A 13,040-nucleotide genomic window follows, 5' to 3' on the forward strand; every position below is an offset into this window, starting at 1 on the left:
GTCCATAGAAACCCCTGAAATCACTGTAATTTGTTGAGCTTTTCGACGCGAATAGTCACTGCATTGCGGTGTGCGTCCAAGCCTTCTGCATTGGCCATCGCCACCACAGTAGGGGCGAGAGCCTGTAATCCATTTGCGGACAGCTCTTGTACTGTCATGCGCTTGCTAAAGTCCGCCAAACCTAAGCTTGAGTATGTGCGTGTGTAGCCATAGGTTGGCAGTACGTGGTTGGTGCCAGAGGCGTAATCGCCCACCGATTCCGGTGACCATGCACCCAAGAAAATGGAACCCGCATTGTCTAGCAATGGAAGAAGCTCGCGTGGGTTCTTGGTTTGGACGATAAGGTGCTCTGGGCCATAGTTGTTTGAAATGGCAACACACTGAGTCAGGCTTTCCGCGATGATGATGATGCTTGAGCCTAAGGCTTGGCTGGCAATGTCTGCACGGGAAAGTTGCTTCAGTTGTTTTTGCACTGCATCTGCCACTTTCTCGGCTAACACAGGAGACGGTGTGACCAGAACCACTTGAGAATCTGGGCCATGTTCCGCTTGGCTTAGAAGGTCGGCAGCAACGAAATCTGCATCCGCGTCTTCATCAGCAATCACCAGTACTTCTGATGGACCCGCTGGCATATCAATCGCGGCACCTTGGTGATCATTACTGACCTGACGCTTAGCTTCTGTCACGAAGCGTTGCCTGGGCCGAAAATCTTGTCAACTTTGCAGACCGTCTCTGTGCCGTAAGCCATCGCTGCGACCGCTTGTGCACCGCCGAGGTTATATACCTGATCGATACCGCAAAGCTTGGCAACGTAGAGAATTTCATCGGCAATCGGTGGAGGAGAACACAGCACGACTTTACGGCAGCCCGCGATTTGAGACGGTACGCCCAGCATCAATACGGTCGACGGAAGTGGCGCGCTGCCACCCGGGATATATAAACCCACACGATTGATTGGGCGAGTCACCAATTCACACACCACGCCTGGCATGGTTTCTACCGTAAGAGGCTCAGGCTTTTGCGCTTTGTGGAAACAAGCGATGTTGTCATAGGCTTGCTTCAGTGCGGTTTTAATTTCATCGCCGAGGCGAGATTCTGCAGCATCGATTTCTTCCTGAGAAACACGGATGTTCTCTGGGACGACTTTATCGAACTTTTCGGTCAACGCTTTCAGTGCCGCATCACCACCTGTACGAACATCATTGATCACTGACGTCACCGCTTCTGTGATTGATGCGCTCTCGGAGATAGCAGGGCGTTCTAACGCTTTTTCCTGCTGCTGTTCACTGAGCGATTTCCAAACCACCGTTTTCATGGCTTACTCCATCATCTTCTCAATTGGCAGTACCAGAATGGAACTTGCACCCAAGGCTTTGAGTTTTTCCATTGTTTCCCAGAACAGGTTTTCGGTGCTGACCAGATGTACGGCAACACGTTGTTTATCGTGCGCCAAAGGCAGGATGGTTGGGTCTTCCGCACCTGGAAGCAGTTCAACCACTTTCTCCAGAGTCTCACTTGGTGCATGAAGCATGATGTACTTTGATTCTTTCGCTTGGATCACGCCATTGATGCGAGTCAGAAGACGGTCAATCAGTTCCGCTTTGTCTTGCTCGAATTCGCCAGTGCGTTGGATAAGTACCGCTTTAGAACGGAAGATGACTTCAGCTTCTTTCAGGCCATTCGCTTCGAGCGTGGCACCGGTTGATACCAAGTCACAGATAGCGTCAGCAAGACCAGCGCGAGGTGCAACTTCTACCGAGCCATTCAGCATACAGGTGCTGAATTTTACGTCTTTCTGATCAAGATAAGCTTTAAGGATATTTGGGTAGGTGGTGGCAATACGTTTGCCAGCCAAATCTTGAGGCCGTTGTACTCAAGGCCTTTTTCAACTGCCACTGAAAGGCGACAGCCACCGAAGTCTAAACGGCGAAGTTTATTGAACTCGCTTGGTTCGCCCAGCGCAACACGCTCCAGTCGAACTTCTTCCAGTTCGTTTTCGCCAATCACACCAAGGTCAACAACCCCGTCCATGATAAGACCTGGAATGTCGTCATCACGAACCAGCAGAAGGTCGATTGGCATGTTTTCGGCGTGAACCACCAAACGGTCACCGGAAAAATTGATTTTCACGCCACAACGCTTGAGCAGTTCTTGACACTCTTTTGCGAGACGGCCTTTTTTCTGAATGGCAATTCTTAGACGTTCTGTTTGCATGATCTATTCCCTGTATCTTTTCGCTCTGTCGGTGTCCTCAATCCTCGGAACCTAAGCGCAATTTTTAAAATCCTAAAAAGTAAAAACCCCCGGAAGGTGCTCTTCCGGGGGTCTGAAACTTGTGTTCGCTTTACTGACCGTGGAAGAACTTTCCTCGTCTTCCAGTCGAAACCAACTCTCCCGAAAGACTACTCAGGATGGTGATGGTGATGAATGGTCATTAGCGATTGCTGCATACTACTATCTCTTTCCGTGATTCAATGTTGCAGGACGTTTTAACGTCTACTTGGTAATCACACTAACAAACTCACTAAATATTGCAACAAGTAATTTGGGGATTTTGCCATTTAGCGGTGCTGTTAACACGGAGCCTTGAAAAGTCGATATTTAGTCGACAATTGAGAGGAAAATGATGACCGATTGGTGTCGGTGTTATGGAGAAAAAATGGCAAGCGAAGGTGGGGAAGTGCGAGTAAATCGCTGTCCCAATGTCTGGTTGTCAGACGTAGATATCCAGCAGACTGTTTTTTTTCTTTTTTGATTCTGAAGGCGAGGACTCTTGCTCGGTCTCTTCGCGCTCTTCTTCATCAACGATTTTTTGCTGCTGTTGTTTTGCTTTGTCTTGCTTCAGCACCGTGTGCACCTTTCGGGGCGATAGGTCTGAAAGTTTGGGGAACCAAGTCATTGTCATACCTCATGATCTGTTCCCCTATGCTATCGGCTAAAAAGTAAACTTCTTGAGCGTTTTTTAACCGCAGCACTTTTTGTGCTTTTTACCGCTTCCACAAGGGCATGGGTCATTACGACCTACTTTGTCGGCTTTCGGGTATTCACCGTCAATGTAAAACCAAAGGTTTTTACCGTCTTTTTCTTCATTGAGGAAGCGGGACTTTTCGTGCAAGCAATATTGGTTACCGCCGTCTTTGTAATGCGCCTTGAACTCAACAAAGCCTTGTTTACCGTTGGCGTCTACAGAGCTATTGAGAACCTGTAGCATCAGCCATTCACTGTTGATGGAATCTGCGATGGCATCTCTGTGCTGTTCTGCACCGCAAGATGGGTGATACGTGTTAACGACGTAATCCACCAAACCTTTGACGTGTGCGCTGTAACGGGAGCGCATTAGCTTTTCAGGGTGATCGGCTTTTGCATGATCAAGATGGATAGGCTCACAGCACTGGCTGTATGGCGTTTGGCTGCCACATGGGCAAAGAGTTGATGTCATGAAAATAGACGCCGAATTAGTTAAAAATCGCGCCTATTTTCTGAATCGTTCTGCGTGTAGTCAAGTTGGGAAGTGCACTAAAACGTTCGTAAATACCAGTCGTATTCGAGCGTGGTAATGTGCTGTTCGAACTCTTCCAACTCTTTTTCTTTGCAGGTGACGAACACATCGATGAAATCAGTACCGAGGTACTGTCGAAGAACGTCAGAATCGCTCAGCTCTCGCAGCGCATCACGAAGGTTATTAGGCAATGGTGTATTTGGCACATCGTAGGCATTCCCAACAATTTCTGCTGGTGGCTCAATTTTATTGTCAATGCCATGCATGATGGCGGCTAAAAATGCACTCATCATAAGGTAAGGATTGGCATCGGTTCCCGCCACTCGATGCTCAATTCGGGTCGCTTGAGGTACATCTCCCGGAATACGTAGCGCAGTGGTGCGGTTTTCGACCCCCCAAGTTGCAGCATTCGGCACATAAAAATCCGGGCTAAAACGGCGGTACGAATTAATGTTTGGGCACAGTATGGCAAGGTATTGCGGCATCAATGCGAGCAAACCACCAAGTGCATATTTCAGTGTTTCCGTCAGTTCGCCGAGCTGCTTAGGCTCAAATACATTGTTGCCATCGTCATCGAGCAAGCTGATATGAAGGTGCATACCATTACCGGCTTGGTCGGCATACGGCTTCGCCATAAAGGTCACATCATATTCGTGGTTGTGCGCCACCTGCTTGATAACGCGGCGCAACATTAGCGCATGATCACAAGACGCGAGAGCGTCGTCGGTATGCTTGAGGTTGATTTCAAACTGACCTGGGGCAGATTCAGCAACGATGGTATCCGCGGGAAGGTTTTGCTCGCGTGCCGCATCGATGATTTCTGTCAAAAGATCCGCGTATTCGTCCAAATCATCAAGGGAATAGACTTGGGTGTTCTCTGGGCGTTTGCCTGTAACTGGCGAAATGGGTGGCAAAGGGGCTTTGTCCGATCCTTTGGCATCAATCAGGTAGAACTCCAACTCGAAAGCCGAAACGGGAGTAAGCCCACGCGCTTTCATTTGCCTGAGTTGCCGACGAAGGATCATTCTTGGATCGCCGAAAAATGGCGTTTCGGGATTCTCGTACATTTCAAGAGTGAGCTGTGCAATGGAGCGTTTTTGCCAAGGCTGGCGAGTGAGAGAGCCTGCGACAGGGAAACAGATGGCGTCAGATTCGCCAATTTCCAAACCCAATCCGGTTTCTTCGACGGGCGTGCCTTTGATGTTCATGCCGTAAATAGAGATAGGCAGTGCGATGCCTTGTTCGTATGCCTTTATCAGCTTGTCTTTTTCAACGCGTTTGCCTCGGACAATGCCGTTCATGTCCAGTAGCAAGAGGTCGACAAACTCCACATCTGGGTTCTGCGCGAGAAACCGTATGGCTTCTTCGACGTCAGGCAAATTGGCGTCCGCAGAGGTAAACATTTCCCTGTCTGTTTGATATCGCATGCATCACCTACCTGGGTGTAAATTATATCAATCACTCCGAGCGATAACTCTGAGTGAATAGTAAACCGCCTATCTTGTCAACTGAGATGCTCGTCACGCTTTGCCTCTTTTGGCTTCAAATCAATGCGATAAAGCCTTGGGAATTGGCCTGTTACCAATGTTAAGAAAATGTTTGATAATTTATTTGGAAGTGTTGAATAGCTCACTTGCGTCATTTATTTTTAACGTGTAGCGTGTGAAAAAATGAACGCTCTGTTCAATTTGGTTCTCACGCCTTATGGATAGCCAGAGCGTTAGATGGACATAAAGTCGAGGTGTTTATGCCGCAGTCCGTGATGCCAATCGTCGGTGTTACAGCGTGTACCAGCCAGCTTGGCCTGCATCCCTTTCATATTGCAGGGGACAAGTATGTGCGAAGCGTTGTGACAGGTGCGGGTTGTTGTCCTGTGGTGATCCCTGCTTTGGCGGAAGCACTGCCCATGGATAGGCTGTTATCGACACTCGACGGGGTGATGTTCACGGGCTCACCGTCAAACATTGAGCCTCACCACTATGCGGGCGATGCGAGTGATCCCGATACTCACCATGATCCGTCCCGCGATGCCACCACACTTCCTTTAATGAAACGCGCTATCGAGCTGGACATTCCTGTCCTTGCCATTTGTCGTGGATTTCAAGAAATGAACGTGGTGTTTGGCGGCACGCTGCACCAAAAACTTCACGAAGTGGGCGGGTTCATTGAACACCGCGAAGACAAGACGGCATCGGTCGAGGTGCAATACGGTCTTTCTCACACCATTCACATTGAACCGGGGGGCGTGCTCTGCGAGGCGTGGGGCCCTTCCTCTGCTGATGTTAATTCTGTTCATACTCAGGGCATTGACAGATTAGGCACGGGGTTGCGGCCAGAAGCGTACGCCCCAGATGGCCTCATTGAAGCCGTCTCAGTCATAAATGCTAAACATTTTGCTTTAGGGGTTCAGTGGCATCCTGAGTGGGAGGTCACAAAAAATCCTTTTTATTCAGCTATCTTCGAAGTATTCGGAAACGCTTGCAGGCTGAAAGCAAAGGAACGTGAGAAAGACTATGAACAAGCTTAAGAAGTGGTTAAAGGACAACGAAATCACCGAGGTGGAGTGTGTCGTGAGCGACCTGTCTGGGATTGCTCGCGGAAAAATTGCACCTGTCGACAAATTCCTTCATGAGGGGGAGATGCGTCTTCCTGAGAGCGTTTTGCTCCAAACCGTTACCGGCGATTATGTCGATGACGATCTCTACTATGCGTTGTTGGATGAAGCGGACATCGACTTTATCTGCAAGCCAGACGAGGATGCGGTGTATCTGCTGCCTTGGACCATCGAAAAAACGGCGCAAATTATTCACGACACGTTCGACAAGATGGGAAACCCTATCGAACTCACGCCAAGAAACGTGTTGAAAAAAGTCCTCAAACTCTACGAAGAAAAGAACTGGAAGCCAGTTGTTGCACCTGAGATGGAATTCTATCTCACCGCGCGTTGTGAAGATCCTGATTTGCCCCTTGAGCCGCCGATTGGACGTTCAGGGCGCGTAGAGACGGGTCGTCAGTCTTTCTCCATTGATGCCGCCAACGAATTCGATCCGCTGTTCGAAGATATGTACGAATGGTGTGAAACGCAGGGGCTGGCGATTGATACCTTGATTCATGAAGAAGGTGTCGCCCAGATGGAAATTAACTTCCGCCATGGCGATCCACTGGTGCTTGCTGACCAAGTATTTGTGTTTAAGCGCACGCTTCGAGAAGCGGCATTGAAGCACAAGGTCGTGGCGACCTTCATGTCTAAACCCATTACCGATGAGCCTGGCAGTGCTATGCACCTTCACCAAAGCATTGTGGACACGGGTACTGGAAAGAACGTGTTTACCAATGACGATGGCACCAGTTCTTCACTCTTCTATGGTCACATTGCGGGACTACAGCAATTCATTCCTCAAATGCTGCCGATGTTCGCACCGAACGTGAATTCATTTCGTCGATTCCTGCCAGATACGTCGGCGCCCGTAAACGTGGAATGGGGCGAGGAAAACCGCACCTGTGGCCTTCGCGTGCCAAGCTGTTCACCACAAGCCCGACGTGTAGAAAACCGATTGCCGGGTGCTGACGCCAATCCATACATTGCCATTGCTGCGAGTTTGCTCTGCGGCTATATCGGCATGGTGGAAGAGTTGAAACCTACGCCGCCAGCGCAAGGTAGGAACTATGAGCTTCGCAGTCCCGCGCTGCCTTACACCTTAGAGAATGCGTTGGAACGAATGGAAGATTGTGACGAGGTGGCCGAATACTTGGGTGAATCATTTGCCCGCGGTTACATCGCCGTGAAGCGTAAAGAACAGGAGAATTTCAAACGAGTAATCAGCTCGTGGGAACGCGAGTTCCTGTTGCTGACAGTGTAATGGGGGACAACCAACAGGTTGCCAGTTAATCACGTACAAGGATGTGGGAGGCGATATGACTCACGCCGCGCAAAATCTGGATACACGATCTCTACAAGCTATCGACAATGCACATTATCTGCACCCGTTTAGCGATCATAAATCGCTGAGAGAAAAGGGGGCACGCATGATAGTGCGGGCGGAAGGCGTGTACATCTGGGACAGCGACGGCAACCGCATTCTTGATGGTATGGCAGGCCTTTGGTGCACCAACATTGGCTATGGGGAAAAACGCCTCGCTGATGCGGCTTATCGCCAAATGATGGAACTACCTTATTACAACAGCTTCTTCCAATGTGCACACCCGCCTGTGGTGGCGTTGGCGAAAGAAATCGCTGCGCTCGCCCCTGATCATATGAACCAAGTGTTCTTCACCGGTTCGGGGTCTGAGTCAAATGACACTGTCCTTCGCATGGTCCGCCACTATTGGTCGCTGAAAGGCCAACCTGAAAAATTCACCATTATTGGTCGCCATAATGGCTATCACGGTTCGACCGTCGCAGGTGCGAGCCTCGGCGGCATGAAAGCCATGCACAAACAAGGTGGCCTGCCAATTCCGGGTATTCACCACATCCCGCAGCCTTATTGGTTCGGGGAAGGTGGCGATCTGTCTCCTGAGGACTTTGGCATTAAAGCCGCGCAAGAGCTCGAAAAAGCGATTCTCGATATCGGTGAAGACAAGGTTGCGGCCTTTATCGCCGAACCGATCCAAGGTGCAGGTGGGGTAGTGATTCCGCCTTCAACCTACTGGCCTGAAATTAATCGAATCCTCGCAAAATACGACATCTTGATGATTGCCGATGAAGTGATTTGTGGCTTTGGCCGAACGGGTGAATGGTTTGGTAGCCAATACTACGGCATCAAACCCGACTTTATGCCGATCGCGAAAGGCATGACCTCTGGTTACATGCCAATGGGGGGCGTGATTGTCAGTGACAGGGTCGCGAATGCGTTTGAAGAAGAAGGGGGCGATTTCAACCACGGCTATACCTATTCGGGGCATCCCGTGGCAGCCGCTGTTGCTCTTGAGAACCTCAAAGTGATCAAAGAGAAAAATCTCGTCCAATATGTAAAAGAAGATATTGGCCCTTACTTGCAGAGCAAGTGGCAAACCCTCGCTGAACACCCACTGGTGGGTGAAGCGCGCGGAGTAGGATTGGTCGCTGCAATTGAATTGGTGAAAGACAAAGCGACGCGGACAAGGTTTGACGAGGACGTGGGTATCGGTGTGATTTGCCGAGACCTCAGCGTCGAAAATGGATTGGTGCTTCGCGCCTGTGGCGACACCATGATCATCAGCCCGCCGCTGGTGATTAACCACGAAGAAGTGGATGAGTTAATTGAGAAAGCCTGGTTGGCATTGGATTTGACGCTATCGCATTTGCAGGCTCAAGGCGTCGTCTAACGACACGTTTGACGGCGACATCAAGGTTCATAGCGCTGATGCGTCACCGCATCAGCAAACCATCAACACTGGCCCTAAACGTGGTCAGGTGAGGAGCTAACTCCGAAAAGGAAAGAACCCAAAGGAGAGAACATGAAGATGGCAATCCGACTCAAGGTTACTGCAACTGTGCTTGCAGGCTTGATGGTTTCAACTGGGCTTCACGCAGAAGAAATCCTTCGTATTTACAATTGGAGCGATTACATCGCCGAAGATACGATTGAAAACTTCGAAAAAGAAACGGGCATCAAAGTCACCTACGATGTCTATGACAGTAACGACGTACTGGAAGCAAAACTGCTTTCAGGTAACTCAGGTTATGACCTTGTCGTGCCGTCGAACAACTTCCTTGCTAAACAAATTAAGGCAGGTGCTTTCCAGCCACTGGACAAGAGCCTTCTCACCAACAGTGGCAACCTTGATCCTAAGCTGATGCAGCGCTTGGAAATGGCCGATCCGGGTAACCAATATGCGATCCCTTACATGTGGGGCACCAACGGCATTGGTTACAACGTTGATAAAATCAAAGAGCGCCTGGGTGATGACATTCCAGAGAACAAACTGGATCTTCTGCTCGATCCCAAATACGCGGCCAAGCTGAAAGACTGTGGCATTGCGATTGTAGATTCAGCGGATGAAGTGATGCCGCAAGTGCTGCAATACATTGGGCATGATCCAAACTCCACCAAGAAAAGCGATTACAAAGAAGCAGGTGAAGCGCTGGCTAAAATCCGCCCCTACGTGACCTATTTCCATTCGTCGCGCTACATCACCGACCTTGCTAACGGTGATATTTGCCTTGCTTACGGATTCTCTGGTGACATTTTCCAAGCCGCATATCGTGCAGAAGAAGCAGGTAACGGACAAGTCATTGACTATTCCATTCCGAGTAAGGGCGCACAGCTCTGGTTCGACATGATGGCAATTCCTGCTGATGCGAAAAACGCGAAAAATGCGCATGCCTTTATGAACTACATCCTGCGCCCGGAAGTTATCGCACCCATAACTGATTACGTGGCGTACGCCAATCCAAACCCAGCCTCGAATAAGCTGGTGGATCCAGAGGTACTCAACAACCCTTCCATTTACCCTTCACAAGAGGTGATGGCGAAACTGTTCGTCTCTGAAGTTTTGCCACTCAAGATCAGCCGATTGTCGAACCGAACCTGGACGCGCATGAAAACCGGCCAGTAAGGCGAAAAGGGGACGGCCTATCGTAGGCCTTCCCCTGCAATCACAGTCTGAGTAGTAACAGGGAGGAACGGGGTGTGACCAATCCACTGACTGCTGGAAACGGCAAAGCAGCGCAAGAGCTGTTAAAAATCGATCGCGTCAGCAAGCTGTTTGGTGATGTACGCGCGGTTGATGACGTATCGCTGACCATTGAGCAAGGGGAGATTTTCTCACTGCTTGGTGGTTCGGGTTCTGGGAAATCAACTTTGCTTCGCATGTTGGCAGGGTTCGAAAAACCTTCAAGCGGCCGCATCTATCTCGATGGTGAAGACATCACGGATATGCCGCCATACGACCGCCCGATCAACATGATGTTCCAGTCCTACGCGTTGTTCCCTCATATGACGGTGGCGCAAAACATTGCATTTGGCCTCAAGCAAGACAAGCTGAAAAAAGCTGAAATCGAAGAGCGTGTCAGTGAAATGCTGCGATTGGTGCATATGGAGCAATATGCCAAGCGCAAGCCTCACCAGCTTTCTGGTGGTCAGCGTCAACGTGTCGCACTAGCCCGTTCGTTGGCCAAACGCCCGAAACTCCTTTTGCTTGATGAACCCATGGGGGCGCTGGATAAAAAACTTCGAAATCAGATGCAACTTGAAGTCGTGGACATCCTTGAACGCGTTGGCGTGACCTGTGTGATGGTGACGCATGATCAGGAAGAAGCTATGACAATGGCTGGCCGCATCGCAATCATGCACGAAGGCTGGATAGCGCAAACCGGCACACCAACTGATATCTACGAAAGTCCAAACAGCAGAATGATCGCCGAATTCATTGGATCGGTGAACCTGTTTGAAGGTGAGATTGTGGTGGACGAAACGGACCACTGCATCATTGAATCGCACGAAACCGCCAAGCCAATTTACGTGGGGCACGGCGTGGATACCAACGTCGAAGAAAAGAAAGTCTGGCTGGCACTCCGGCCAGAAAAAGCCCTGCTGTCACGCGAAGAACCGGCGGAAGACTACAACTGGTCAAAGGGCATTGTTCACGACATTGCCTACCTTGGCGGTACCTCGGTGTACTACGTCAAACTGCCAAGCAATAAAGTTGTCATGTGCAGCATGGCGAACATCTCGCGCCGCCAAGAACGCCCTACCTGGGATGATGAAGTGTATATCAGCTGGGAGGCCACCAGTGGTGTGGTATTGCGCGTATGACAGTATCAACAAAACCCAAATCGACAACCTCTGATTTGATCAAAGTGCCCCACAAAAGCCGCATACTGTTTCCGAAAGGGCGGTACATCACCATGGGGATCCCTTACCTTTGGTTGTCGCTGTTTTTTGCCGTTCCTTTCCTGATTGTTTTTAAAATCAGCTTCTCCATGGCGGCGTTGGCCATTCCACCCTACGAAGCATCATCGAATACGTGGATGAAGTCATTGAGATATCGCTGAACCTTGAAAACTACCTGCGTATTCTCGATGACGACCTTTACTACCTCGCGTATTTAAGCTCACTGAAGATAGCCTTCATTTCGACCTTGGGTTGTTTGTTCCTCGGGTATCCGATGGCCTACGCCATCGCCCGTGCGCCCGTTAAAATGCAAACCGTCCTATTGCTACTCATCATGCTGCCATCATGGACTTCTTTTCTTATTCGCGTTTATGCATGGATGGGGCTGCTGAGTAATACGGGAATTATTAATAACACCTTGATGTGGATTGGCATCATCTCCGAACCGATTCAGATATTGAACACCAATGTCGCCGTGTATATCGGCATTGTGTATACCTATTTACCCTTTATGGTGCTGCCACTTTACGCCAACTTGGTGAAGCTCGACGGCACCTTGCTGGAAGCAGCCTCCGATTTGGGCTCACGTAACTTCAACACCTTTTGGTCGGTGACGTTGCCACTGTCAAAAGGCGGGATTATCGCGGGTTCAATGTTGGTGTTTATCCCTGTGGTCGGGGAGGTGGTGATCCCAGAGCTTTTGGGTGGCCCTGAAACCCTGATGATTGGGAAAGTGTTGTGGCAAGAGTTCTTCAATAATCGCGATTGGCCTGTGGCCTCGGCATTGGCGATCGTCATGCTGCTGTTGCTCATCATCCCCATCACGCTGTTCCACCACTATCAATCCAAGGATATGGAGGCTGACCGATGAAACGCTGGCAATTTTCGACGGTCATGCTTTGGGTAGGGTTGGTCTTCCTCTACCTACCCATGCTGATCCTGATTATCTACTCGTTCAACGCGTCCAAGTTGGTCACAGTTTGGGGCGGCTTTTCAGCCAAATGGTATGGCGAGTTGTTCAAAGACGAACAAATCCTCCAAGCCGTATGGACGAGTTTGCGCATCGCCTTTTACAGCTCAACCATGGCGGTGATTATCGGCACCTTGGCTGCCTTTGTCATGACGCGGTTTCGCCGTTCATGGGGCAGGCTAACGCTCTCAAACATGATCACAGCACCCTTGGTCATGCCCGACGTCATCATCGGCCTTTCGCTCTTGCTGCTCTTTGTGCAAATGGGCGAATTATTTGGTTGGCCGGCAGAGCGAGGCATGACAACGGTGTGGATTGCGCACTCTACCTTCTGCGCCGCCTATGTCGCCGTGGTGGTGTCTTCGCGGCTACGAGAGTTGGACTTTTCTATTGAAGAAGCGGGTATGGATTTGGGTGCCACGCCTTTCAAAGTTTTCTTTGTGATCACCATGCCCATGATTGCGCCCGCTCTCATCGCAGGTTGGTTGTTGAGTTTTAGCTTGTCATTGGATGATTTAGTCATCGCGAGCTTCGTATCAGGCCCAGGTTCAACGACCTTGCCTATGGTGGTCTTTTCCTCAGTGAGACTCGGTGTGTCGCCGAAAATCAATGCGTTGGCAACCCTCATCATTTTGGTGGTCTCCCTGTTTGCATTCTTGTCTTGGTATATCGCCAAGCGCGCAGAGCAAAAGTCGCTAGAGGAAATGAAGCGGCTGAAGCAGGAAGCGGAACACGTTTAATCAAGGTTGTAGTAATC

The 13,040-nt window shown here is 50.0% G+C and carries 9 protein-coding genes, 3 pseudogenes and 1 other annotated feature; of the genes and pseudogenes, 7 read left to right on the forward strand and 5 right to left on the reverse strand.

Going from position 1 to position 13,040, the window contains the following annotated elements; all coding sequences use genetic code 11:
* Positions 1–20: 20 nt before the first annotated feature.
* The 5 genes and pseudogenes from hisD to ATN88_RS13135 form a co-directional block, all read right to left on the reverse strand.
* A pseudogene (gene hisD, locus ATN88_RS13115) lies at positions 21–1,315 on the reverse strand (histidinol dehydrogenase).
* A gap of 3 nt (positions 1,316–1,318) precedes the next feature.
* Positions 1,319–2,214 (reverse strand): annotated as a pseudogene (hisG, locus tag ATN88_RS13120) (ATP phosphoribosyltransferase).
* A 77-nt stretch (positions 2,215–2,291) separates the two neighbouring features.
* Positions 2,292–2,427 (reverse strand) — a sequence feature (His leader region).
* Positions 2,428–2,713: 286 nt separating this feature from the next.
* The gene (locus ATN88_RS28295; RefSeq protein WP_269748147.1) at positions 2,714–2,848 is read right to left on the reverse strand and encodes a hypothetical protein; all 135 of its coding nucleotides are present in this window, start codon (positions 2,846–2,848) and stop codon (positions 2,714–2,716) included.
* 114 nt (positions 2,849–2,962) lie between these two features.
* The gene (locus ATN88_RS13130; RefSeq protein WP_067416558.1) at positions 2,963–3,439 is read right to left on the reverse strand and encodes a YchJ family metal-binding protein; all 477 of its coding nucleotides are present in this window, start codon (positions 3,437–3,439) and stop codon (positions 2,963–2,965) included.
* A 77-nt stretch (positions 3,440–3,516) separates the two neighbouring features.
* Entirely contained in the window at positions 3,517–4,926 is a 1,410-nt protein-coding gene (locus ATN88_RS13135) for a glutamine synthetase family protein (RefSeq protein WP_232313172.1), read from the reverse strand.
* A 320-nt stretch (positions 4,927–5,246) separates the two neighbouring features.
* Between ATN88_RS13135 and ATN88_RS13140 the strand changes: the two genes are divergently transcribed.
* The 7 genes and pseudogenes from ATN88_RS13140 to ATN88_RS13170 all read left to right on the forward strand — a co-directional run bounded on the left by ATN88_RS13140 (position 5,247) and on the right by ATN88_RS13170 (position 13,023).
* A complete protein-coding gene (locus ATN88_RS13140; protein WP_067416565.1) occupies positions 5,247–6,026 on the forward strand; it encodes a gamma-glutamyl-gamma-aminobutyrate hydrolase family protein in 780 nt (259 codons plus the stop codon).
* A complete protein-coding gene (locus ATN88_RS13145) occupies positions 6,013–7,359 on the forward strand; it encodes a glutamine synthetase family protein (RefSeq protein ID WP_067416568.1) in 1,347 nt (448 codons plus the stop codon). The genes ATN88_RS13140 and ATN88_RS13145 overlap by 14 nt, the downstream gene beginning before the upstream one ends.
* 55 nt (positions 7,360–7,414) lie before the next feature.
* Positions 7,415–8,803 carry an aspartate aminotransferase family protein gene (locus ATN88_RS13150; protein WP_067416570.1) on the forward strand — a complete coding sequence of 463 codons (1,389 nt, stop codon included), beginning with the start codon at positions 7,415–7,417 and terminating at the stop codon, positions 8,801–8,803.
* A 132-nt stretch (positions 8,804–8,935) separates the two neighbouring features.
* Positions 8,936–10,036 carry a polyamine ABC transporter substrate-binding protein gene (locus ATN88_RS13155; RefSeq protein ID WP_067416574.1) on the forward strand — a complete coding sequence of 367 codons (1,101 nt, stop codon included), beginning with the start codon at positions 8,936–8,938 and terminating at the stop codon, positions 10,034–10,036.
* A 74-nt stretch (positions 10,037–10,110) separates the two neighbouring features.
* Entirely contained in the window at positions 10,111–11,235 is a 1,125-nt protein-coding gene (gene potA / locus ATN88_RS13160; protein ID WP_067416577.1) for a polyamine ABC transporter ATP-binding protein, read from the forward strand.
* Positions 11,232–12,184, forward strand: a pseudogene (locus ATN88_RS13165) (ABC transporter permease subunit). Before potA ends, ATN88_RS13165 begins: the two are co-directional and overlap by 4 nt.
* Positions 12,181–13,023 carry an ABC transporter permease subunit gene (locus ATN88_RS13170; protein WP_067416580.1) on the forward strand — a complete coding sequence of 281 codons (843 nt, stop codon included), beginning with the start codon at positions 12,181–12,183 and terminating at the stop codon, positions 13,021–13,023. The pseudogene ATN88_RS13165 and the gene ATN88_RS13170 overlap by 4 nt, the downstream one beginning before the upstream one ends.
* Positions 13,024–13,040: the final 17 nt, after the last annotated feature.

It is taken from the genome of Enterovibrio coralii (assembly GCF_001559595.1).
In the GTDB taxonomy this organism is placed as follows: domain Bacteria; phylum Pseudomonadota; class Gammaproteobacteria; order Enterobacterales; family Vibrionaceae; genus Enterovibrio; species Enterovibrio coralii.

Excerpts from the sequence above, each read along its gene's own strand:
- ATN88_RS13135 (WP_232313172.1), bottom strand. The coding sequence starts at position 4,926 with ATGCGATATCAAACAGACAGGGAAATGTTTACCTCTGCGGACGCCAAT.
- ATN88_RS13130 (WP_067416558.1), bottom strand. The coding sequence starts at position 3,439 with ATGACATCAACTCTTTGCCCATGTGGCAGCCAAACGCCATACAGCCAG.
- ATN88_RS13155 (WP_067416574.1), top strand. The coding sequence starts at position 8,936 with ATGAAGATGGCAATCCGACTCAAGGTTACTGCAACTGTGCTTGCAGGC.
- ATN88_RS13150 (WP_067416570.1), top strand. The coding sequence starts at position 7,415 with ATGACTCACGCCGCGCAAAATCTGGATACACGATCTCTACAAGCTATC.
- ATN88_RS13170 (WP_067416580.1), top strand. The coding sequence starts at position 12,181 with ATGAAACGCTGGCAATTTTCGACGGTCATGCTTTGGGTAGGGTTGGTC.
- ATN88_RS13145 (WP_067416568.1), top strand. The coding sequence starts at position 6,013 with ATGAACAAGCTTAAGAAGTGGTTAAAGGACAACGAAATCACCGAGGTG.
- ATN88_RS13140 (WP_067416565.1), top strand. The coding sequence starts at position 5,247 with ATGCCGCAGTCCGTGATGCCAATCGTCGGTGTTACAGCGTGTACCAGC.